We start from the raw sequence: 23542 nt of genomic DNA on the forward strand, positions 1-23542 counted from the left end.
TCCATCTAATAAAAATACTAGGCAAGGAGGTGACAATGATGTGGAAGCCTGACCGTAGCAGCAACGAGCCTCTATATCAACAAATTGCCGATGACATCGAACGGAGAATTTCATACGGTGAGTTTCCGCCAGGCAGTCTGCTGCCTTCCGAACGAAAATTAGCCGATCAATTGGAAGTGAATCGAAGCACGGTTGTCCTTGCTTATGCGGAGCTTCGTGCGCTTGGGATTATCGAAAGCCGTACAGGAAGTGGAACTCGGGTAAGCAAGTATAAATGGGGAGCAACACCGAAACATACCCCTAACTGGCATCGATATGTGGAAGGCGGGAGTTTCTTGCCTAACCTGACTTTTTTGCGCCGTATCCGGGAAGCTCTTCAAAAAGACAAATCTTTGATTGATTTTGCTAGCGGCGAACTTGGGGCGGACATCTCTCCTGTGAAAGAAATAAATACGCTTATCGACGAAAACCACTATACGGAATATCTTGGATATGACGATCCTCAAGGATTTGTTCCACTCCGAGAAGCGCTCGTCTCGTATTTAAGTCAATATCGGGGCATTCAAGCCACAGAGTCGTCGATCCTCATCACATCCGGCTCCCAGCAATCCTTATATTTAATTACCCAGTGTTTGCTGACCCCCGGAGATGCGGTTGCAATTGAAGATCCGTCGTATTGCTACTCGCTGCCCATGTTTCAATCGGCAGGTCTTCGATTATTTCGTCTTCCCGTCGACCAGCAAGGAGTCCGGCCCGAGGATGTTCGCACTCTTTATAAAAAACATCGTATCAAGATGGTGTTCATAAATCCGAATTATCAGAATCCAACAGGCGCTCTCCTCGATGCTGAACGCCGCATTGAACTGCTTAATGTTGCGAGCGAACTGGGGCTGCCGATTGTAGAGGATGATCCCTTTAGCCTCACTTCTTATGATGGAATGCCGCCGCTGCCGCTCAAATCCATTGATCCTATCGGCTCGGTCCTCTATATTGGCTCTTTCTCCAAAATCGCAGCATCCGGGCTGCGTGTAGGGTGGATGGTCGCTCCTCATTCCGTTGTCGAGCGGCTAGCCGATGCCAGACAACAGATGGATTTCGGACTTAGCGTTGTTCCTCAAAAGGTTGCCGCGCAGTTCTTTAAGTCTCCATATATCCAGCCTCATTTGGACCGATTGCGAATGCATCTGCTCTATAAACGGGATTTGTTGATAGAAGCGCTTCGGAATGAACTGCCGGGCCTGGTCAGCTTCTCGATTCCACAGGGTGGCTTGCACCTGTGGTGTAAGATTATACCCGAGGTGAATGATAATAAGTTGTTGGAAGAAGCTATCCGAAATGGAGTAATCTTTGTGCCCGGCAGCGTCTATGGTTCGGATTCCGGTTATGTGCGCTTCACTTTTGCAAGGCCTATGGCTGATGAAATTGTTCCGGGTGTTTCCAAATTTGCCGCATCTCTTCGGAGCGTTCTTGCTTAATCCAATTAAAAAGGTGAATGAAAGCTTTGTATAGTATCATACAAGTCTTTTCACTCACCTTTTTATTGTCTGTCTATTCAGTCACAGAAAACTCGAAAACCACGTATTCATCATGCTCACTTTATCGAAGTAGAGCAGCATGCCCACAATGACAAGAAGTACGCCGCCAATTTTCATAAGCATACCGGAATACTTCAGTATCCCCTTTATTTTCCCAATAAAATAGGCCATGACGATAAAAGGAATCCCAAACCCTAATGAATAGGCAGTCACGTTAACAAAGGTTTGAACCGGGTTCGGGTTAATGATATTCGAGTACATAATCGCTCCGAATATGGGACCTATACAAGGGGTCCAACCAGCAGCAAAAATAATACCAACGAGCACAGAACCTAGTGATTTGTTCATCTTCGCTTTTATAAAAGGGAAACGAAACTCCCTCATCATCATTTGGGGCTGAAATATTCCAATCAGGAATAAACCCATGACAGAAATAAATACGCCGCCAAGCATTCGAATCAGATCGCGATAATTTTCAAATAAATGGCCCATAAAACTCGCTGAAAAGCCTAGAATATAGTATACGAGTGAGAAACCAAACAGGAACAAAACAGAATTAAGAAACAATATTTTATGAATCTTGGAAGAGTCCCTCGTCTGCAATTGACTTACTGACATCCCTGTAATATAAGAAAGAAAAGACGGGTATAACGGCAACGTGCACGGCGAGACAAATGCCAGTACTCCCCCGCCAAATGCGATAGACCATGTTAAAGTATCCATTCCGACAGTTCTCCAGTCATATCATACGTTATTTACGTCCAGGCTTAGGTTGAATCCGTTCCATTACATTCATAATAAAATTGGAACTGTCCAACTCCCCTGAGATCTTCTCCACGATGTGACCTTTGTCGTCAACCAGAAAAGTTGCTGGCAAACCACCAATTTTATAGCGTTTCTTCACATCGCTTTGTTGATCAAGCAGTATGGGGAATTTCAAGTCATAACGATCTGCAAATTGGCTTACTTTTTCCTTGGCTTCTCCCATATTGACAGTAAGGATCTCAACACCTGGCAATCTCTGATAGGTTTCGTTCAGAAGCGGCATTTCATTGACGCATGGGTCGCACCAGGATGCCCAGAAGTTCAGAAGAACACCTGTCCCAAGGTAGTCGGATAATTGCACCGTTTTCCCTTGCAAATTAGTTAATGTAAAATTCGGCGCTTTCTTGCCTATCTCAACATCTTCACGATTTCCCGCCAGCGTTTGCATGATCGCATAGCCAACAGCAATCAGGATAAGGATAAGCACAATCGCTCGCGTCCATGAGGAACGTGCAATCATCTCCAATTCTATCAACTCCTCCCCGCCAAATTCCCTCCCTATTGTTGCAATGCTTCAACATCTTTCATAATTTTATCGTAAGGCGTATCCGTCATCCCATCGTACTTGGCAACAACTGTCCCTGAAGGGTCGACCAAAAAAAACGAAGTACCGTGAATAACCTGATCGGAGGACGTATCCTTCGCAACAGCAGTTTTAAACGAATTGACAATGAATGTTTTGATCTCGTTAAACTCATAACCGGTTAACGCATGCCAATTTGAGAAATCAGCGTCAAATTTACTAAGGTAATTTTTTAATGCCTCAGGATCATCCCGCTCTGGATCTACAGAGAAAGAGATCAATACTGCCTCAACACCCGCTGATTTTAATCGTTTTTGCAATTCAGACATGTTGGCTGTCATCGTCGGACACACCGTTATACAATGTGTAAAAACAAAGTCCGCGATCCACACCTTGCCTTTCAAATCAGACAAAGACACCGGATTCCCATCTTGATTGATGGACTCAAAAGGCGCAACCTGGTAATTAAGCTGATTCGGCTTGCCGCTGCCACATGCGGATGCAATGATAATCATCAAACCAATTAAGACGTATATGACTGCCTTTTTCACCGAAAATCCCCCCTGCACCTACTTATTTTTCGAGAGCCATTGCGATAAAGCTTGAATTTCCTCGGCACTTAACATCTTTTTGAAGGCCGGCATGCCTCTTGCGCCATCATGTATAATCTCGATCAGTTGCTGCTCCGTCAATTTGGAGCCAATCTCCTGCAAACCCGGGCCTACTTTTCCGCTTAGATCAGCAGCATGGCAGGATAAACATTGTTTTTTATATAATGCCAGTGCGTTTGCGTCTCCCGGAGCAGTCATTCCTTCATTTGTTGCTTGATTGTCAGTTCCTTCGCTACACGCAGTTATAACAAGCACAATCATAACAATAAGAAAAAAGGTAAGGTTTGCCTTCAACACGACCCACTCCCACTCCTAAAATAACGGATAAATGTCTTCATTCGTCATCCAAGTGAACAGCCTTAGATTGGACGACCGGCAGTATCCAGAATCATGATGAAAAAGATTACCATCAAGTAATTCACCGAAATCAGGAAATTCGTTTTGGCCCACTTTTCGTTATCCAGTGCAGCAGCACCTATTAACGTATGCCATACCCAAACGATACCTGCCAGCAAAGAGACCGTAAGGAATATTATGCCTGCATACCCATAGGTGTAAATCAACACAACAGTCGGAAGAAGCAAGACTACATAGGGGATCATTTGCAGCTTCGTCCGGCGTACCCCTTTACGAACCGGCAAAAGCGGAAATCCCGCAGCCTGATACTCGTCTACTCGCCGGATGGCAAGCGACCAGAAATGAGCGGGCTGCCACAGAAATAATAACGCGAACAGAAGCAGAGCGCCTGCATCTGCCTCATTGGTAAACGCACAGTAACCAATTACCGGAGGCATTGCGCCAGAGACGCCTCCAATCGATGTACTCCAGGTCGAGGTTCGCTTTAACCACATCGTATACAAGACGATATAGACAAACATACCGAGCAATCCGAGCCAGCCGCACAGCGCGTTTACTTTCCAAAACAGGACGATTTCTCCCGCTATTCCAAGCGCCAGGGCGTACAACAGCACGCCCCTATTTTTCAATCGGCCTGTCGCCAGCGGCCTATCTTTCGTTCGGCTCATCTTCTGATCCAGCTTCCAGTCCCAGATGTTGTTCATTACGCACGAGGATGCCATCGTTAAAGCGGTGCCTAGAAGCATCCAAAACAAGAAGCTCCAATCCACCATCCATTTGGAAGCCAGCCAATACCCGCCAAACGCGGCAACGAGATTTAGTTGAAGGATTCGGGGCTTTGTCAGTTGAATCCAAGTCAATACACTTGCGGATGACCTGCTCATGTTGCCACCATATTGAATAACATGATCCACATGGAGCCGATTACGATAACCAGCAAAATGATCAAGCCCAGAATCAACGTCACCAAATTATAACGAGGCCTTTTTTCCTCCCGCAGATGCATGAAATAGATCAGTTGAACGACGAACTGCAACACTGCTGCCGTCATCAGAACGATGGTGTTCGTCATCCCCTCGGCCCATCCGTACAAGACGGCCGTAATCGGAATGATCGTCAATACGATGGAGAATAGGAATCCGATCGTATACGATTTTAAGGAGCCCTGAGTCTCGGAGTCATGCGGATGTGTCATGTCATGCTGCGTCATCTATCTCACCCCCATCAAATAGACAATCGTAAACACAAAAATCCAAACCACATCAAGGAAATGCCAAAACAGGCTGATCACATTCACTTTGCGCTTCGTTGCCGGCGTAATGCCGTGCTTGGCCAGCTGAATAATCAAAGCAATCATCCAGACCAATCCTATGGATACATGGAGCCCATGAGTCCCGACCAAGGTAAAGAAAGCGGATAAAAATGCGCTCGTGCTTATGGTGGCTCCCTCATGCACCAGATGGATAAATTCATTGACTTCCAGCACAATGAAGGTCGCACCGAGCAATGCCGTGACACCGAGCCATCCCATTAGGGCTTGGCGATTGCCTTTATGCATGGCCAGCACGGCGAGACCGCTCGTATAGCTGCTGGTTAGCAAAATGAAAGTGCTTGCAATAATGCCGCCCATCTGGAACAGTTCTTCAGGCCCAGGCCCACCGTTTCTGTTGCCTTGCAGGACAATATAGGCAGCAAACAAAGTGCCGAAAATTATCACATCCGTCATCAGGTAGATCCAAAATCCGAATGTGCGCATTTCTTCCATATCCGGATGGTCGTGATGATCCGAACGCGATACGTGTTGATTGGCATGTCCGGAATCGTTTAATTGAGCCATTCGTTTGTTACCCCCTTATCGCAGCTTCTGTGCGTTTAATGTCCTCAACAGGGATATAGTAATCGGTATCATAGTTGAAGGAATGAACAAGCATGCACACCGCCACCCCAACTAAACCGGATATCGTTAACCAGAGCCAGTCAAATACAAAACCAAATCCAGCCGCAAACCAGAACATCGACATCACAAAAGGAATTCCTGAATTTTTGGGCATGTGAATCGGTTCCAGCTTCGCTGGAGCCAGCGAAAGCGGCTCACGCTCTCTGCGCTGCTTCTCTTCCCACCATTCATCCTGAGAAGATACCTGTGGCAGCGTTGCAAAATTATAGTACGGCGCAGGAGAAGGAATCGACCATTCCAAGGTGCGTCCGTTCCATGGATCGCCCGTTTCATCTTTTTGAAGATGCTTGACGCTATACACGATTTGCCATACTTGAAACAAGAAGGCTATTCCCATCAGAGCTGCCCCGATGGTGGATACCAAGTTCATTTCCCACCATCCCTTATCCCATCCGTACGTGACTAGCCGCCGCGTCATCCCCATTAATCCGAGCACATATTGCGGCATAAAGCATGCGTAAAATCCAATATTCCAGAACCAGAACGCCCATTTCCCTATCCGTTCATTCAGCTTGAAGCCGAACAATTTGGGCCACCAATAATACAATCCGGCGAAATAACCGAACACCACACCGCCAATGATCGTATTATGAAAATGCGCGACCAGAAAATAACTATTATGGAATTGAAAATCAGCTGGCGCAACCGACAGCAGCACCCCGGTCATCCCGCCGACGAGAAAGCAAACAATGAAGCCGAGCGTCCACAACATGGGAGTCTCGAAGGTGATTTTTCCCCGGAACATCGTAAACAGCCAATTGAACACTTTAACGCCTGTCGGGATGGCAATCAGCATCGTCGTTAGCGCAAAAAATGCATTGACATCCGCGCCAGAGCCCATCGTAAAGAAATGATGCGCCCATACGAGAAACGATAAAATACTGATAATCATCATGGCATACACCATCGATTTATACCCAAACAACTTTTTCTTCGCAAAAGTGGATACAATCTCCGAGTAAATGCCGAAGGCAGGCAGAACGATGATATACACTTCTGGGTGCCCCCACATCCAGATCAGATTGATATACATCATTGGGTTACCGCCGCCGTCCAAGGTGAAAAAATGCGCGCCCAAATAGCGGTCCAGAAACAGCAGCGCCAATGTTGCCGTCAAGATGGGAAAAGAAAATATAATCGCGATACAGCTCGATAAAACCGACCACGGGAACATCGGCATTTTCATTAGCTTCATGCCGGGAGCACGCATTTTCAGAATCGTCACGATGAAGTTGATACCGGTCATCAGGCTGCCGATCCCCGATATCTGTATCCCCCATATATAGAAATCCTGTCCGACACCCGGATTGAACATTCGTTCCGAATAAGGCGGATAAGCAAGCCACCCCGAATCTGGCGATCCTCCGATGACAAAGGACAAGTTAAATAGCATCGCGCCAAAAAAGAACAGCCAGAAGCTTAGCGCATTCAGAAAAGGGTAGGCGACATCACGCGCACCGATTTGCAGCGGAACAACCACGTTAAACAACCCGAACATAAACGGCATCGCCATAAACAGAATCATAATCACGCCATGCGTGGTAAAAATCTGATTGTAATGATCGGGCGCCAAGAGGTTCAGCTCCGGCATGGCCAGCTGAGCCCGCATTAAGAGCGCATCCACTCCGCCGCGGAACAGCATAAGGAAAGCGGAAAGGATGTACATGATGCCGATTTTTTTATGATCGACGGTCGTTAACCATTCACGCCATAACCAGCCCCACTTTTTAAAATAGGTGAGTCCAAATACAATGCCAATGATGGTTAAAACAATGCTGATATCCGCACCGTAAATTAACGGATCTCCCGTCACAAAAAATTCCGAAGCAAAGCTTTTTACGTTCTCCCACATGGATCGCTCTCTCCTTACATTTCGATTCGAAACCAGCTACTCTTGGATCTTGATTTTTTGAATGTCCTCCCAGGACAAACCATGATTGTGCGAGGAAGCATACTTGGTAACCGTCATATAGAACAACCCTTCCGGAAACGCGGAGTACGTCTTAACGTCCGATGCGGCAGGCTCAGCCAGCTGTTGGTAGCCTTCCAACGTTAATGCCGGTGACGATGCTTTGACCTCGCTCACCCATTGGTCAAACTCCTCCTGTGAAGTGGATTTCACATCAAAATACATCTTTGCAAACTCTTTTCCGGTGAAATTCGCTCCTGATCCCCAATATTCTCCACGCTCATCTGCTTGCAAATAAAGAGTCATCGCCATCCCGGACATTGCGTACATCTGACCGCCGAGCTGCGGAATCCAGAAGGAATTCATCGGAGAATCGGCTGTAATCTCAAATCGGATCGGCACACCCTCCGGGAAATTGACAGCATTCACCGTTGCGATTCCTTGCTCGGGATATTGGAATAACCACTTCCAGTCCAGCGAAGTCACTTGGATGGTCAACGGTTTTTTATCCGACTCGAGAGGTTTGGACGGCTCCAGGGCATACGTTCCCTTTATGGTAATCAGGCCTAACACGGTTATAATAATGATTGGAATCCCCCACCAGATGACTTCCAACTTGGTGCTATGCTCCCAATCCGGTGCGTATTTCGCTTTTCTGCCTGTCCTATCCCGGTACCGCCACACAATGATCACGGTAAGAATCAGGACAGGCACGATAACAAGGGAAGTCAAGATCGTTGAAATAATCATTAAATCCCGCTGTTGTTCGGCAATCGGCCCTTTGGGATCAAGCACGATCATGCTTTCTGTGCACCCGGTAGTCATCAAGAGCAGCAGCACCAGCATGGATAAGGATGCGAACCAGCGGAGTGCATTGGGTCTCTTCATCTTTTCATCTCCCATCGAATGGTGTGACTTTCATCACACCTCACTTTATAAGGGAACGATAATGGTGTCACCATCCACTAACAAAGTCAAAAAACCGACCATGTTCAACAAAATGAAACAAATAAATTCACAGCAAATCCTCCAAAAGTGAATTCGCCTTCCCCCTTCCATAAAAAAGAGCTCTTCATATGTAATGAAGAGCTCAACATTATTGCATTCGATGCTTCCATGAGCGGATGGCTGTATCCGTCAGCACGCAGAACAGCACCGTTGCCAGAACATTATGGAGAAGACTTGCAAATAGATATATATTTTCGTTGTTAATCGTTGCAGTGAGCAATCCACCGCTGCCAATCTGTCCGATAACTAAAACGAGAGCATAGACGGTACCCGTCCTCAACTCGAATGACTGATCCTTGGATTTGCAGCGACGAACAATCAGATAAAATGCAGCAATAAGAATAAGCAGGACGGCAGCGGCAGCCCGATGCGCGAAGACAATCCCCGAAGCCCCAGACATGTAAGGGATAAGCTGACCATTGCATAGCGGCCAGCCCATACAACCGCCATCCGTACCCGTATGACGGATGTAAGCCCCTAAATAAATAACACCATAACAGTAGAACCATATCCCCCATGCGATGGGATAAATAACTTTCGGGATTTGACTGGAAGAAGCATGTTCCGCCTCATTTTTCATCCGACAATTCCATACGACCAGCAGCAAAGTGCTGGCAACCGCAAGCAGTGATATTCCGAAGTGAAGCGCCATCACGGCCGGTTGCTGCGGCCATTTCACAGCTGCAGCTCCCATCAATGCCTGAACGATCGTAAACAGCAGCGTTCCGCCGGCATACCACAAGGCTTCTTGATGATGCCTAAGGTAGCGCCATGTATATAGAAACGTCACTAGAACAACTATCCCCACGATCCCAGTAACCATACGGTGCGAATACTCGATCAGGGACTCAAGTGTGTAGGCCGGAACAAACTCCCCGTTGCACAAGGGCCAGTCATCTCCGCAACCGCGCCCGGAACCGGTCTTGGTAACCAAGGCTCCTGCAAGCATAACAAGAAACATACCGATGAATGAAGTCCATGCCAACAAGCGGTAACGGAATGATAACAAAAGAAATGACCTCTTCTCTTTTTCTGTTTTATCCTAACCCATGGAGCAATCCTGACTGTCTGACTTCCGTGTAGAAACGATTGAATTCTTCAAAATTCATCTGCTGTGCGGCGTCGGATAATGCTGTTGAAGGATCCGGATGCACTTCAACCATTACGCCGTCTGCCCCCGCGGCCAGGGCCGCCTTGGCGCAAGGGGCCATAATATCCTTGCGACCGGTTGAATGAGTGACGTCGACAAACACCGGGAGATGGCTTTCCTGTTTCAGAATCGGCACGGCAGAAATATCGAGCGTGTTGCGGGTCGCTTTCTCATAAGTTCGAATGCCTCGCTCAATCAGCATAACTTGTGTGTTGCCTCGCGAAACAATATATTCTGCAGCATGGAGGAATTCGTCAATCGTGCTTGCCAAACCACGTTTTAATAGGACTGGTGTACGCACATCTCCTGCCGCTTTAAGCAACTCAAAGTTTTGCATATTTCTTGCGCCGATTTGGATAATGTCGATATAATTGCAGGCCAATTCGATATGGGAAGGATCCACAATTTCACTTATCGTTTTCAATCCAAACTCGCTTCCGACTTCTTTCAGTATCTTCAGGCCTTCTACCCCCAAACCTTGGAAATCGTAAGGGGATGTCCTTGGCTTGAATGCCCCCCCTCGCATCACTGTAATGCCTGCTTCTTTTAGAGCAGCGGCTGCCTGACGAACCTGCCCATAGCTTTCAACCGAGCAGGGACCTGCAATTATGATGGGCGTTCCGCCTCCGACCGTAATATTGCCCAAAGTAATGGTCGTATTTTCCTTCTGATTTTTACGGCTTACCAGCAAATGCTTTTTGTGCTCCTCTTGTTGAAGATTCAATGAAGCCTGAAAAATCTGTTTGAACAAATGTCGGATGGTTTTATCATCAAAAGGTCCTGTATTGTTAGCGATTAACACGTCAAGCATGTTCTTTTCCTGAACCGGATCGAACTTTGGAACGCCTTGCTTATTTTTCACATGTCCAATTTCCTGAGAAATGCGTGCCCGTTCCGACAGCAGCTCCAGAAGTTGAACATTAATCGTATCCAAGTCCTTACGTAATTGATTTAAATTCCTTTGTGTCATAGCTGTTCTCTCCTCTTTTATGATAAGTTTGCTTTTCCGTCCGCTTCAGCTCAACCTTTTTATACATCAACACGGAAGCAAACATAAACAAACATGTGACCAATGTACCTAGCGGCAGCTTCATTACAATATCATCAGGGAAAATAAACGGGAGCAGTGGAAAGGCGTATATCGCCGGGATACGGATACCAACAAGCAGTGATAGAACAAGCATCAAGAGCATATCCAACAGCGTTACCAATATCCATGAATCAATAGTAAAATACAATAGCGTTCCGACAGCCGCAGATATCGTCAACACAAGCCCTTGCTTAAAAGCCATCTTTCCGCTGTACATTGGCTTTTGAAGTGACTCATACGCAACAACGAGAATAGGCGGGATAACTGCGAGATGCAGGTAGCCGGCACCCCAACATAAACCAATCCAGACGAAAGTCAGCACTAAAAATACGAGCATGTACTTGTAATGTATCTTCACTTTCTTTTCAAGCCCTTTATTCAATCCAAATGCGAGAACCCCAAGCGTCAATCGTTATTTTTTAACATCACCGCAGCCGTAATCATGCCGACAATAAATGTAATGGCAATCATATATGAAATAATCGTTACTTTATTGGAATGAGCAGAATCCATGTTCATTTGCTCCCTTTGTTCATTTTATTTCCTGTAGCACTCCATCGTACCGAATACGTTTAATTACATTAACAGATTAGGTTAAAAAGTAACCCTCCAATTTAATATTCTTTTAACAATCCAAAGAGTCAGGGAAAAAGGTCGGCAACATAAAGGGAAACCAAAAAACACGACCCCAAGGTCGTGTCTGGCTAGGGGGTAACCCTTCGGCATCACCAAAGCGAAGGATCCGCGGCTTTACGTCACTGCCTCTCTGTCAGTTTTGCATGCCTGCAGTTCGTACGACTTCTTGCTTTTTATCGTTAACGATCAATTGAAATACATCCGGGCGGCTGTAATGACCTGCAACATCAAAATCATAACGGCTTTGTGTGACCTGGGAAAGATCCAGTGTTGCAACTAGAATTCCTTCCTGGTTATAGAGCGGCTCAACAACATATTCGCCAAGCGGTCCTACAATGGCGCTTCCCCCTCTGCTCAGAATATCGGCGTCTTCCTTGATGTCCTCATAGCAAGCCAAATCAGCAGGATAAGAAGCTTTGGTCGCAAACTGATTGCACGAAATGGCAAAGCTGCGGCCTTCACAGGCGATATGCCGAATAGTCGCTTGCCACGTATCACGGGAATCTGCCGTAGGAGCAAGGTAAATGTCAATGCCCTGCGCATACATGGCCATACGTGCAAGCGGCATGTAATTTTCCCAACATATCAAACCGCCGATTCTTCCAAAAGGGGTATCGATGACCGTAAGCGTACTGCCGTCCCCTTGTCCCCATAAGAGACGTTCGGAACCAGTCGGAACAAGCTTGCGGTGTTTGCCCAAAAGATTACCATCCGGCCCGATGTACACCATGGAATTATATAACGTTCCGGTGCTAAATTGCTGGTCCCGCTCCACAACACCGATGACCAGATAAACCCCTAACTCCTTCGCCAATTCACCAAAAGTCTCGGTTTCGGGCCCCGGGATGTCGATGGCGCTTGCCCAATAGCGTTCCCAGTCTCTCCTTCCGTCGGCATTACGGCTTCCAACGCGTGTACCGAAGCTTAGGCCTCGCGGGTAACCCGGCACAAACGCCTCTGGAAAAACAATCAAATTGGCCTCTTGTCCAGCCGCCTCTCTCGTCATGTTATCAATCTTGTCCATGGCGGTTTGCTTATCGAACAAGATGGGCGCGGACTGAACGGCGGCTACCTTAATATAACGATTTTTCATTCCACCCTCCCTCGCACTCCTCACTGAATTCCGATTTGAGTACTATGATAAAAGAAACCAGATTAAAATAAACCATCCATTCTGATTTTTTTTGTACCAACCGCTTCACAGGTCGAAGCGGTTGGTTCTAATGCGTATCTAATTGGGTGGTTACAGCGCTAATCTGGATTGCGACTAGTTTACGCAAGTTTACGAGCTTTTTCAGGCGGGGAAAATGAAGAGATACGCCAAGGTGTTTAATTTCTTGACGTACCGATATTCACTAGATTCAGTGGTCCATTCGTAAATTAATTTTACATTTAAGAGAGCAACCTATATGTGTATCCTTGTCCATGCGAGTCTCCTATAATTAGGGATTGGACAGGGTTACCTGCTCCCCTAATTATGGAGATTTTTTTATGGAAATAACGTCTTCATTTTATCATTTATAATATAGAACCAAGTCGGAGTGAACTTTTATGCAACGTTATTGAAAATGTTACAAATTATCTATACTGTTAAGCAGCAGAATTAGTCCGGCAATACACATAATCCAAGAAAGTGCGGATCCAGTGCTTTTGGCGATTTTCACCCGGAGCTTCTCCAATGGATTCTGCATCAAACGGCCGAATACGAGATGCAGTCCAATCAACACTAATGGTGGAAGAACCATGATGAAATTATACGCGGCCAGTATGGGAACCCATTGAACCGTTGTCAACTGGGCAGTGGTCATAAGCCCAATCGCCGCAAAGTAAGGAAGCGCCGTCGCTACCTCAATTAATGAGGTAGTGAATCCGAGTCCAATCATCGCGCCGATGCTTTTGGATTTGGGACGACGAGGTTCAGACACCTTCTTAGTAGGGACATAAAAGCTGCCTATAAACAGGGCTCCCCCGACAATGGCCATGATCCAGCTTACCACCTGATTCTGAAAGATGCCGGATACGGATTCAAAAACGGCATCTAAACCCAGCATAAGCGAAGCACCAACAACGAAGTAAAATCCTGCCACCGTCATCAAGTAAACGAGTAAACGTGGAACAAGCCGCTCCTTCACTGTGAGAAGGATATACACGGTCACTCCCAGCGTGGCTGGACTAAGCGTGTCTAACAGGGACAACGCCCCAACGGAGAGAAGCATCTCTGTGGTCAAGGTCCCTCCTCCTGTTCAATTGGGTATAGACCCATTCGCTCGGATTGAACCGGCGATTTTCTGATCTCCCACAGCTTCTCAATAAAGGTGTCTTCATCACTGAATTTTTCCAGACGCTCTTCAAACATTTGATTGCGAAACGTCTGCTTTAACGTCGGGTTTATAGAAATTTCTTTAATGGAAATCGACTCAAACACCTGCTTTCTATTTTATAAATCTTATTGTAAAAGATTACGCAGCGTCACTTTCAAGCTTTTTTCGTGAACTTATAGATCTTAAGGGTTTAATAGAGGTATAAATCATTCAGTTTCCCGAATGCGACTTGAGATAGGGATTAGCTAGCAATCATCCCCTAATAGGGCTAGTGAGAAAGTCGAAGAACCATCATCTTCTAGTTAGATCACGGTTTCTCGACTTGTTTCATTTATGTTTTAGATTCAATTTAACTTTTTCACTGCCTCATAGAGAATCCGTCACTCCTCCCTTCTCATCCTGGCGGCCGGATGAAGACAGAACAATGCGATCAGCTTATTTGTTTGGGCGAATTGAAAGCCATCTATGCCTGATGAGGCGATACTAATCCTCTTTTTTAAATAAACTTTTAATCAAATACCCTATTCCCAAGCCGATTAGGACACCTGGGAATACATGGTTAAGTATTAATCCTATACCAGCACCTATGATTACACATGCGTAAATAATTATATCTCCTTGTTTCATTTTAACTCCCCCTTGTGTGCAGTTAAATAAAATGATCTGATCACCATAACCATAGTCGGCAGCAAAAAACACGTCACTATGACGATGGTTTGATCGTATATTTTTCATCATACAAGATGACGCTACGTCACTTTCAAGCGTTTTTTAAGAAATAATAGTCACCTCAAGTTTTACCGAAAAACATCTTTTGAGAGTGATGTCTGAACGACTTAGTCACCTAAGTATGACTTATCCTAATGATTAGACCAAATATGCAAACCATTGATTCGGTCTATTATGACAATGCATAACAATCATGATGATTAAACACTTGAAAGCGACGTTACGTCATCTTATATAATGCTATTTAGCAAACGTAAGGAGTGGTAAAAGTGAAAAAACGATTCATTATGCTTCTTGTCCTCGTCATGTTTTTTTTAAGCGCGTGCGGGCACGCCAACGATGACGGAACCGAAGATTTTCAGAGCGTTTCCCTGAAGGATATAGATATCCTTCAGGTCGATCATGGTAGTGTTAAATTGAATGTGGAATCAGCGGATATTGACTCGCTGGAAGCGTCCCTGCTCTTGTACGACAATGGGCCAGGGATTGTCATGGATAAGAGTAAGCGGAAAATTAAAATTCGATTAAAAAACGATGTCAGTCGCCTATTAAAAATTGGACAGATGCCCCAGCTCCAAGTGCGCATTCCGTCTGATTATATGGGGCAAGTGGTCGTTGACGGTTCTTCCGGTAGTGTTACGGCAAGAGAGTTAGAAACCCACAGCCTGCAAATTACCGGCAAGAGCGGCAACATCTCTCTCGACTTCGCGAAATTCCACAGCGACATTCGCGTTTCAGTCACAAGCGGCAATGTAAAGGTATCGTTAAATGAAGTCAATCCGGATGTCAGTTGGATCTTGCAATCGGGCAGCGGGAGGCGATCGATCACCATACCTCTGGAGGACCATCGACAGAACAATAGAAAAACGGAAGGTCAATCGGGCAGTGGGTCATATGAGGTGCATCTCAAAACCAGTTCGGGAAATATATCAGTCCAATAAGACTGTTGTCCTCAACCGCTAGCTACATACATCAGCCAGCAGGTATCATTGGCTTCGCGAACTTGTTCGCAACGACGTCGACAAGGCGCCCAAATCCAACGATTTCAGAAAAGACTCGGCGACCGCTCTCTGATTGAATATCGAGTAGCGATCGCCGCTTAGTGTATATTTCTTTTTTCACTGTCTACTTGAAGGGGGTATGACCATTTCATTTTATGGTCCAATCGTTCTCACTCTTTCCTGTTCGTTTCTCATTTCCACCATATGGTCGCAGGCAAGCTCCATCAGAATCCTGTCGTGCGTAATGATGACAACGGTTTTTCCTGCCCGCGCAAGCTTTTTTGCCCATGCGGCAACTTTAAGCACACCATCACCGTCGAGCCCGCTGGTCGGTTCGTCCAGCACGATCAGTTCCGCGTCCGAGCAGTAAGCCGCAGCCATGGTGACCCGCTGCTTCTCTCCCCCGGACAAGGACGCGGGATGCCTGTCCCGAAGCGCTCTTAGATCAAAGGTGTCCATCGCTTCATAGGCCCTCAAGCGGAGCTCATCATTCAGACGCCTGCCCAGTACAATTTCATTCCCCACGCTATCGGCATAGAGCTGGTAGTCCGCATCCTGCATCACCAAATAACTCAAGCTGCGTCTTGCTGCTGCTGAGCGTTTCTTCCCTCCGTAATAGACTTCTCCGCGTTGCTGTCGCATAAGACCGCAAAGCACTTTGCCCAGCGTCGTTTTTCCAACGCCATTCTCTCCGGTCAGTGCGGTAACGCTGCCCGTCCTCAGGGTAATATCCAGCCCTTTCATGGGCTTGCACGTTTTTCGATAAGCATAAGACAACGATTTCCCTTCCCAAACATAACGAGATGCATCGTTGTTCGTATCCTCATGGATGTTTACCTGAGTCATATCTGGATGGCGCAGTCCATACGGCTTCACGTCCTCATAGCGAAGTGCCGCAAATTCATCCTTTGTCCAAATTCTTTCGATTGTTCCTTTTTCGATTAACACGTAACGGTCAACCACATCTAAAAATGCGTGCAGCCTGTGCTCGCTAATGATCAGCGTCGTACCAGACTGCTTAAGCGGTAAGAGGATCTGCACCAGATCGGAAGTTGCTTTCTCATCCAGGTTGGCGCTCGGTTCGTCCAGTATCAATAGCTTCGGAGACAATATCGTTGCCGCGGCAATGGCTGCCTTTTGCTTTTGACCGCTTGAGAGGCTATCCAAGGGACGATCCAGCAAATGCGGAATCTTCATGCGAGTTGCTGCAGCTTGAACGAGATTTCGGATTTCGGTAGACTCTATTCCCAAATTTTCTCCCGAGAAAGCCAACTCATCGCCCACAAGAGACATAAAGAATTGGCTTCGCGGATCCTGAAATACGGAACCCGTGAGCCTTGTCTTCTCTTCCGGGAGAACAGAAGCTATGGGCTTGCCTGACACATGCACAGTGCCTGTCAGTCTACCTGGATAGAATTGGGGTGCAAGACCATTAATCATGCGCAGAATCGTGCTCTTCCCACAGCCGGATCGTCCGCAAAGCACGACACATTCGCCTTCTTCAATCGATAGATGAAGGTCGGTTACACCCTCCGTCTCACTGCGACCCTCAACGTCGCTTTCGTATGTAAAGCCAGCTGCTATAAGCTCAATCATCATGTCCTCCTAAAATGCTACATAACTACGTATATTCCTGTCGCTAGAATAAAAAACATCAATATCGCGAGACCATCCACCGTTCTGAATCCAACCGGATGCGCACTGCTCCGAGTGACGGTACATTCGATGCCCCGAAGTACAGCCGACGCGGCCAACTCGGAAGACAGCTTTAGACAGCGCACAACAAGCGGCATCAAAAAGCATTCATAGGCTAACGCTGGTTGTCGCAGCACACTGTACCAATGCTGAAAAATTCCCCGTGCACGCATGCCATTCCGAATCGAAACCATTTCCTGCATAATGACTGGAAAGAAGCGAATCAGGATACAGATGGTAATAATCAGGTTCTTCGGCAAACGCATGCGTTCAAATGCACACATCATAACGCTTGGTGAAGAGGCCATAAGTGCGGAAGCAATCATCATCAATGGAATCATTGTGCTAAAGGTATAAAAAATAATAACGAAGGTTCCAAACGCAGTACCGCCTAACGCCATGACAGCCGCTTTGAAGCAAACGAACAGAAGCCCATATTGAAATGCTTTTTTAAACAAGCCGAGAACCACTAAATAAAGCATACCCAATAGCATGATAGCAATGGATTGAGCATGAGAAGCCGCAATAAGTGCCAGAATGCTCATAAGAAGCAGAATAAGCAAATGCGTGCGCGGATCCAGCCTTACCTTCTTGATGCGAAAGTTCAATCTATTACCCTCCTGCCGCTAGATCAGCTTTGCTTTCTTGATGTGCCTGTTCAGGAATTTATCCCCTATTAAACAACCAAGTACCGACCCTGCCAAGGTGACGAATACCATCACAGCTACCATGCTGGGAGTTTCGTAGTAATAGAACATCGTATTCATAGCCTCCTGCGTATAGCTGGCAGAATAGATTTCGATCATTTTCTGCTTGAAGAAGATTAGGGGAAGTACGGCGCATAGCGCAAAGCCTGCAAAAAAGATGCTGTATCCAACTGCATTGCGCTTCCAATTGCGGTAACTGTCCTTGCCGATCATGGCAAGCTCACCGATGATGCCAAAACCGAGCAAAAAAAGCATATTGATCAGTCCCATCGCCAAAAAAAACAACACGGAGATTGTCGCGCAAGCAAATAACACACCGCGTCTGGAAATTTTCCCTGCCATAACTATATAGAGGGGGCCGCATAACAAAGCCATTATGCCTGGTCCTGCGAGATAGGCAACCGCTGGTGTAAACAGCATAGAAGCGCCCATCGATACAGTCGTCATAATGATCATAATTACAATGTTAAAAATCACGCAGGTGACAACATCTTTAATCCCCCACCGATTTTGTTGTGTACCTATGTTTTGAACACTTAACTCTTGCATACCTGTTAGTCTCCTCTCGATTTTGCAATAGATCATATTTTTTTGCTGTATTGATTCACTCTCGGTTTATTGAGAATGATTCTCTATAGGATAGTATGCGGGATACCTTTCAGAATCCGTTAACACTTTACGGAACAAAATAAATAGAAAACGGATTATTTTTGCATAAAAAAACTGCCAGCACTTGCTGACAGCAGCGTTAAATCTGTTTATTCAAAATGTTTACTTTGCGACATGACGTAAATATTCTCCCGGGTTAATCCCGAATTTCTTACGAAAAGATAATGTAAAAAAGCTCAAATTTCCATAGCCGACCAAAAACGCGGCATCACTGACCGAAACTCCTTTTTCTTCAAAAAGAAGGCGTGCTGTTTCCAATCGTTGATCAATCACGTACGCATGCACCGATTTTCCATACATCTCCTTAAATCCTTTTTTCAGCTTGCATTCATTCAAGCTAACCATCTTGGAAAGATCGTTCAAGGTTAGCGAAGCAGCAATATTTTGATCCAAGATTTCCTTGGTTTTGCGAATGCTGCTCATATCTTGTTTGGAAAGATTCACGGAACGGTAAGTTATCCCATTTTGCCAAACGACCTCTCCCACATATGTAGCGATCAGTTCAAGTATTTTACCTTCCATATAGACGCTTCTCAGTGATTTTTCGTACGGGCAATTCCGGATCTGCTGAAGTATCACCTTGACCGCCGGTGTCATTGGATATTTCCCAAAAATCTCATACCTGTTTTCTTTAACGGCATGATTATGTTCTTTATAAATGTTTTGCAGGATCGTATGAAATGCAACAGGATGAACTTTCACACCCATAAATCGGTATATTTTTTCAGGCTCTACGATAGATTTTTCCTTGCCTTTTGCGTTGTTGATCAAAAAGCACTCGTTCGTTTCAAAATCAAATCGGTTTTTCATTCCTTGTACATTCCAATTCCAATGAGCCCCCTCTCCCAAACAAAAAAACAGATCCACAGAGGCAGTGCTTGAAACCGATTCAACATCTATCTTCTGATGAAACATCATCTCAAAGTCCGTTATTTGAATTCTGTCGTTAGAAGAGAGCACTCTGGCGTATCCTTTACCGAGCTCTTCGGAAATCGCATATTCGCATTTTCCGGATTCTCCTTCACGTCTAAAACCTTCACGAATCGAGGATCTCTCAATTACGAATGGTTCGATCTCATCTGTGTGTTGCAATTTAGCCTCAGACATATGTCGCACGCCACTTCCTTTACCTTTATGAACGCTATGCTGCTCTTATTTTATATGATAATGATTATCATTGTCTATTAGTTGCCTTGCTTTTCAGGAATGATCTAACAAAAAAAAAGCCGGATCGCATATTCAATCCGCGCTCCGGCTTGCATCAACACTTCTATTTATTACACTCACTAGCGTCCTCAAACTCCAAACCGTCCTTTATTTCAGCCGCTTGCCGCCTACCCCCGCTTCCTCCAGAATCTTCTTCAGCCGTTTGATTCGCTCATCCAACAGTTTGAATGAAGCTATCTCTGCTCGAGCTTTTTTCGATGTTTGGTTAGCCGCTGAGCCAGATGGTCATTCCCCATTAATTTTGATGCCTTTATCGTTTTATCATAGAGAATCAATCCCATATTTTCTACCGATTTGGAAATACCATTTTCAGCGAACGCCCATATCTTTGTAGAAACAGGATGGTCTCTGCCATAGAAGATTATCAAATCGGCACAAATCTCCATAATTTCTCTGCCTAGCCCATCGCAATACCATGACTTGTCCTTTATCGTCCGGGGAATGATCTTTTGAAGCGTGTTCCAAGCGGCCAACTGCTCACCTGCTTCAATTTCGTTACGGCACAGATCAGAAGTGCTCATACAATATTCTCTGACGTCTCCGTCTTCATACAGAGCTTCGAGCTTTCTCAGCACCGCAATTTCGCCTTGGAGATTGCCGCGATATTGTTCCCAATATCTTAACTGGGTCAAATTTTCCTTGCTCCATTCGGTTTGCTCCGCGATCCATAACTCGATGAACCGATGTTCATATTCCTTCTCGGCCAGTTCATTCGCCAGCCTGATACAGTCATCTAAAGTCAATTCGTCCAGCTTAAACAATCGATTATCATCGATATACTCCAAATCAACGCTATAAAAGGTATCAAAATTCGCTTCCTTAGCCTGTATAAATAACGCCTCGTCTTCTTCACGCCCATATGTTTTCAGCAGAAACAAAGCTAGATGCAGCGCGTCGCCGGCACCTTGAAAAGAGTTCGTCTCCCGGTCTATGATCTCCTGAATAAGCAAATGGCGAATAAGCAGCTCAAATTCCGGTTCGCTGCGCTGCTCACTCCAAGAAATTGCAAGCAGCACACGGAATCTGTTCGTATAGTTGGCATCGCTTGTACCCCATTCTTCATCATACTGCTCCAGATAATCCACTCCAGAATAATCCGCATCCGGTTCGAATAAATGCGACAACGTTACAAAGTAGGGCGCTATCATTTGCCGGATCATATCTTTATAATTGGCATCCATGATTCCTCTTCCTTTACTGGCTGGAATTTGTCATTAAATTTTTTAGTGCGTTCATAAAGCATACCTAATTGTTCTGCATTAGAGGGCGCACCCCCTCTTCTTGCTAATTTCACTATGTAGATCCAATTTTTAGCAGCCGGGTTAGCCAGTTGCAGCCGATAAAAGCCTTGATAGCAATTGCTGCTTCTCTCCTTTTGCTGTGGCGGCGACAGCTCGAAGCTTATCCACTCCACCCCACAAAATATAGACTTAATCTGCTCCCTGACTTGTTCCTCGGACAGAAGCTCGGCAGACTCTCCCTGTCTGTTCTTCACTTTTGGCGACATAAAATCAAGTTCAGAATCCGTAACACTGATTTTACCCTTGGCATACTCCAGTTGGGCATAATCGTGAATCCCGACTTGAAGCGAGGTACGCTTCGCAATTCCTTCAACATCCTTGTCACCGATATAATCAAACCATTCGTTAATGGACGCTTTCATTTCATCTAAAATTGTATCCGTCATGGTCTCCACGTTATTTGCCGACTCCCATCATTGTTTATCCTGCTGTTTCTCGCTAATTTTTTAAATCTTAGCATATAATTCAGGATGAATAAATGCCGCCACATCCTCATACAGATCGGCAAGTTGAAGACCGCCATTTATTGCACTTGTATATTCAGCTACCATCACATTCCCGGTTTTTATGGCACTGACATTTTGAAGTCTTTCGTTTGAAATGAGTTTGGTTCTCGTCGCTTCGCTATCGGGTTCCTGAAATTCCGTAATAATAATTTTCTCTGGATTAGCGGCAATGATTGCCTCGATTGACAACTCCATATATCCATCCTTCGACAATTTCATATACTCCCCTCCGGCACCTTCGATCATTTCATCAATCATGCACCATGAAGGCGGATAGTAATAATAGGTATCACGTGCACCACCGATAAACAGTACTTTCGGAATTTCTTCAACCGGTCCAGCGATCTTCTTCACCTGATCGAATCTAGCTTCCTGCTCTTTCAAATAAGCATCAGTCTTGTCTTCCACATTAAAAGTCGATCCAAAATTTTTGATTTCCTTAAAATATTCCTCCATACTACGCCCGACTGTAAAGTTAACAGCAGAGACTACCGGAATTCCACGGTCATTCCAAAAAGAAATGTCCCCCAGTAAATCTTCTTTAAATGCAGAGGAAATAGAGTAAATAAGATCGGGCTGCAAGCAAGCACAGATTCTTTGGTCGGCCACGATTCTGTAATAAGAGGCAATTGTGCAATTTGATCTGCATATTTGGAGAAGGATTGATCCGGATATCCTATGCCAACGACTTTTTCCTTTTGCCCAAATTCAATCATAGTTCAGCTACAGCTGAGCCGACTACTACAACCCTTACCCCGCTTCTTTTCATCAAGAACACTCAGCAGGAGGTCATCTGGGAAATGAAAATACCGTTGGCTTGGCTTTCTAGATAGGAGGGCCCCCGTTTAGCAGTAATAAGGCCTTCTCGCCCCTTTCTTTCCATGGATCGAATGAACAAAAAAGATGCCTTAGGGCGGCATCTTCTTGTTATGATATTTCCAATGAAACAGCAGCGTCCGCTTGCATTGGCTAAAGTTGATTAGAGATAATTATCTCGGTCACTCTTAATCCTTCAACCTTTCAGAACATTCACTCACCGTTGAACAACCATTGCAACGCTTCCGGCACATAACGCACCCCTCGTTCAAATGAATGATAATCACTCTCGTAAATATCCTGACGCGCCGTGTGCTCCGTAGTAAAGCCGTGCTGCAGCATATAGTCGTAGACAGTCTTGGTGTTCGGCACCATCCACTGCTGACCATTAGTCCTTCCGCTTCCTTCGGCGTGTCCGACGTTCATATACAAGCGTTGTCCCGTATCTTGAATCGGAAACTGCTGCAACCATTCCACAATGCCCGGGAACCAGAAAGACCCGGAGAAGCTGCCGATTCTGCCAAATACATCAGGATACAGCATCCCCGTGTAGAAAGAGATGAGCCCGCCCAGCGAAAATCCCATAATGCCCGTATGTTTGTGATCCGTCAGCGTACGATATTTGCTGTCTATATAAGGCTTCAGCTCATTAGCGAGATAAGCAGCATAAGTAGAGGCACGACCGCCAAACATACGATCTGGCTCAAATGCATTAGGCGAAACAAACGGCGTATATTCGTCATTGCGATTAAACGACGCGACTCCGACAAATATGATGCCCGGCAGCTCCTGCTTGGCTGTTAATTCCCTAACCGCTTGCAGGGCGCTGCTATCCTTCGGATCAATTAAATTTCCGCTATCTTGCAAATAAACAACTGGGTAGCGCTGCTCACTCTCGTCATATCCCTCAGGTAAATAAATGAACAACTGACGCTCCTGGAATGTATCCTGCACTATCAATGACTGCAC

General features: G+C 45.6%; 24 protein-coding genes and 2 pseudogenes. 2 read left to right on the forward strand and 24 right to left on the reverse strand.

The window, feature by feature from the left end:
* Positions 1 to 38 precede the first annotated feature (38 nt).
* Positions 39 to 1475 (forward strand): MocR-like pyridoxine biosynthesis transcription factor PdxR, encoded by a 1437-nt coding sequence (gene pdxR / locus M3650_RS29345; protein WP_251579768.1) that lies wholly within the window; start codon positions 39 to 41, stop codon positions 1473 to 1475.
* An 81-nt stretch (positions 1476 to 1556) separates the two neighbouring features.
* Here the strand turns inward: pdxR and M3650_RS29350 are convergent, their stop codons facing one another.
* The 16 genes and pseudogenes from M3650_RS29350 to M3650_RS29425 form a co-directional block, all read right to left on the reverse strand.
* Positions 1557 to 2258, reverse strand: a complete 702-nt coding sequence (locus M3650_RS29350; RefSeq protein ID WP_251579770.1) for a cytochrome c biogenesis CcdA family protein — start codon at positions 2256 to 2258, stop codon at positions 1557 to 1559.
* Positions 2259 to 2286: 28 nt separating this feature from the next.
* Entirely contained in the window at positions 2287 to 2820 is a 534-nt protein-coding gene (gene resA / locus M3650_RS29355) for a thiol-disulfide oxidoreductase ResA (RefSeq protein ID WP_251579816.1), read from the reverse strand.
* Between the two features lie 38 nt (positions 2821 to 2858).
* A complete protein-coding gene (locus M3650_RS29360; RefSeq protein WP_251579772.1) occupies positions 2859 to 3434 on the reverse strand; it encodes an SCO family protein in 576 nt (191 codons plus the stop codon).
* An 18-nt stretch (positions 3435 to 3452) separates the two neighbouring features.
* Positions 3453 to 3791: a c-type cytochrome gene (locus M3650_RS29365; protein WP_251579774.1), complete on the reverse strand. Its 339-nt coding sequence runs from the start codon at positions 3789 to 3791 to the stop codon at positions 3453 to 3455.
* A gap of 62 nt (positions 3792 to 3853) precedes the next feature.
* On the reverse strand, positions 3854 to 4735 hold the full coding sequence (cyoE, locus tag M3650_RS29370) for a heme o synthase (protein WP_251579776.1): 882 nt from the start codon (positions 4733 to 4735) through the stop codon (positions 3854 to 3856).
* Positions 4732 to 5061 (reverse strand): cytochrome o ubiquinol oxidase subunit IV, encoded by a 330-nt coding sequence (cyoD, locus tag M3650_RS29375; protein WP_251579778.1) that lies wholly within the window; start codon positions 5059 to 5061, stop codon positions 4732 to 4734. The genes cyoE and cyoD overlap by 4 nt, the downstream gene beginning before the upstream one ends.
* Positions 5062 to 5688, reverse strand: a complete 627-nt coding sequence (gene cyoC, locus M3650_RS29380) for a cytochrome o ubiquinol oxidase subunit III (RefSeq protein WP_251579781.1) — start codon at positions 5686 to 5688, stop codon at positions 5062 to 5064.
* A gap of 7 nt (positions 5689 to 5695) precedes the next feature.
* Positions 5696 to 7660, reverse strand: coding sequence for a cbb3-type cytochrome c oxidase subunit I (locus M3650_RS29385; RefSeq protein ID WP_251579782.1), 1965 nt, complete (start codon positions 7658 to 7660; stop codon positions 5696 to 5698).
* 36 nt (positions 7661 to 7696) lie between these two features.
* The gene (gene cyoA / locus M3650_RS29390) at positions 7697 to 8605 is read right to left on the reverse strand and encodes a ubiquinol oxidase subunit II (RefSeq protein ID WP_251579784.1); all 909 of its coding nucleotides are present in this window, start codon (positions 8603 to 8605) and stop codon (positions 7697 to 7699) included.
* A 208-nt stretch (positions 8606 to 8813) separates the two neighbouring features.
* Positions 8814 to 9734: a COX15/CtaA family protein gene (locus M3650_RS29395; RefSeq protein WP_251579786.1), complete on the reverse strand. Its 921-nt coding sequence runs from the start codon at positions 9732 to 9734 to the stop codon at positions 8814 to 8816.
* A 28-nt stretch (positions 9735 to 9762) separates the two neighbouring features.
* Entirely contained in the window at positions 9763 to 10845 is a 1083-nt protein-coding gene (locus tag M3650_RS29400) for a bifunctional 3-deoxy-7-phosphoheptulonate synthase/chorismate mutase (RefSeq protein ID WP_251579787.1), read from the reverse strand.
* Positions 10814 to 11374 (reverse strand): annotated as a pseudogene (locus tag M3650_RS29405) (hypothetical protein); the annotation flags it as partial. The pseudogene M3650_RS29405 and the gene M3650_RS29400, both read right to left, overlap by 32 nt.
* 360 nt (positions 11375 to 11734) lie before the next feature.
* On the reverse strand, positions 11735 to 12694 hold the full coding sequence (locus M3650_RS29410; RefSeq protein ID WP_251579789.1) for a carbon-nitrogen hydrolase family protein: 960 nt from the start codon (positions 12692 to 12694) through the stop codon (positions 11735 to 11737).
* Between the two features lie 478 nt (positions 12695 to 13172).
* Positions 13173 to 13829 (reverse strand): GAP family protein, encoded by a 657-nt coding sequence (locus M3650_RS29415; RefSeq protein WP_251579791.1) that lies wholly within the window; start codon positions 13827 to 13829, stop codon positions 13173 to 13175.
* A gap of 8 nt (positions 13830 to 13837) precedes the next feature.
* A pseudogene (locus M3650_RS29420) lies at positions 13838 to 13957 on the reverse strand (MerR family transcriptional regulator); the annotation flags it as partial.
* A gap of 448 nt (positions 13958 to 14405) precedes the next feature.
* Positions 14406 to 14549 carry a hypothetical protein gene (locus M3650_RS29425; protein ID WP_019424603.1) on the reverse strand — a complete coding sequence of 48 codons (144 nt, stop codon included), beginning with the start codon at positions 14547 to 14549 and terminating at the stop codon, positions 14406 to 14408.
* 371 nt (positions 14550 to 14920) lie between these two features.
* Here M3650_RS29425 and M3650_RS29430 point away from each other — a divergent pair, with 371 nt between their 5' ends.
* Positions 14921 to 15592 carry a DUF4097 family beta strand repeat-containing protein gene (locus tag M3650_RS29430; RefSeq protein WP_251579793.1) on the forward strand — a complete coding sequence of 224 codons (672 nt, stop codon included), beginning with the start codon at positions 14921 to 14923 and terminating at the stop codon, positions 15590 to 15592.
* 213 nt (positions 15593 to 15805) lie between these two features.
* Here the strand turns inward: M3650_RS29430 and M3650_RS29435 are convergent, their stop codons facing one another.
* The 8 genes from M3650_RS29435 to M3650_RS29470 form a co-directional block, all read right to left on the reverse strand.
* Positions 15806 to 17248: an ABC transporter ATP-binding protein gene (locus M3650_RS29435; RefSeq protein ID WP_251579794.1), complete on the reverse strand. Its 1443-nt coding sequence runs from the start codon at positions 17246 to 17248 to the stop codon at positions 15806 to 15808.
* A gap of 17 nt (positions 17249 to 17265) precedes the next feature.
* Positions 17266 to 17955: an energy-coupling factor transporter transmembrane component T family protein gene (locus M3650_RS29440; protein ID WP_251579795.1), complete on the reverse strand. Its 690-nt coding sequence runs from the start codon at positions 17953 to 17955 to the stop codon at positions 17266 to 17268.
* Between the two features lie 18 nt (positions 17956 to 17973).
* Positions 17974 to 18603, reverse strand: a complete 630-nt coding sequence (locus M3650_RS29445; RefSeq protein WP_251579796.1) for an MptD family putative ECF transporter S component — start codon at positions 18601 to 18603, stop codon at positions 17974 to 17976.
* A 222-nt stretch (positions 18604 to 18825) separates the two neighbouring features.
* Positions 18826 to 19830 carry a helix-turn-helix domain-containing protein gene (locus M3650_RS29450; protein WP_251579797.1) on the reverse strand — a complete coding sequence of 335 codons (1005 nt, stop codon included), beginning with the start codon at positions 19828 to 19830 and terminating at the stop codon, positions 18826 to 18828.
* 293 nt (positions 19831 to 20123) lie between these two features.
* The gene (locus M3650_RS29455; RefSeq protein WP_251579798.1) at positions 20124 to 21131 is read right to left on the reverse strand and encodes a hypothetical protein; all 1008 of its coding nucleotides are present in this window, start codon (positions 21129 to 21131) and stop codon (positions 20124 to 20126) included.
* Positions 21107 to 21637: a DUF6138 family protein gene (locus M3650_RS29460; protein WP_251579799.1), complete on the reverse strand. Its 531-nt coding sequence runs from the start codon at positions 21635 to 21637 to the stop codon at positions 21107 to 21109. The genes M3650_RS29455 and M3650_RS29460 overlap by 25 nt, the downstream gene beginning before the upstream one ends.
* Before the next feature lie 60 nt (positions 21638 to 21697).
* Positions 21698 to 22366, reverse strand: coding sequence for an ABC transporter substrate-binding protein (locus tag M3650_RS29465; protein WP_251579800.1), 669 nt, complete (start codon positions 22364 to 22366; stop codon positions 21698 to 21700).
* 420 nt (positions 22367 to 22786) lie between these two features.
* Positions 22787 to 23542 (reverse strand): alpha/beta hydrolase, encoded by a 756-nt coding sequence (locus M3650_RS29470; RefSeq protein ID WP_251579801.1) that lies wholly within the window; start codon positions 23540 to 23542, stop codon positions 22787 to 22789.

Source organism: Paenibacillus sp. MER TA 81-3 (assembly GCF_023713585.1).
Taxonomy (GTDB): domain Bacteria; phylum Bacillota; class Bacilli; order Paenibacillales; family Paenibacillaceae; genus Paenibacillus_B; species Paenibacillus_B profundus.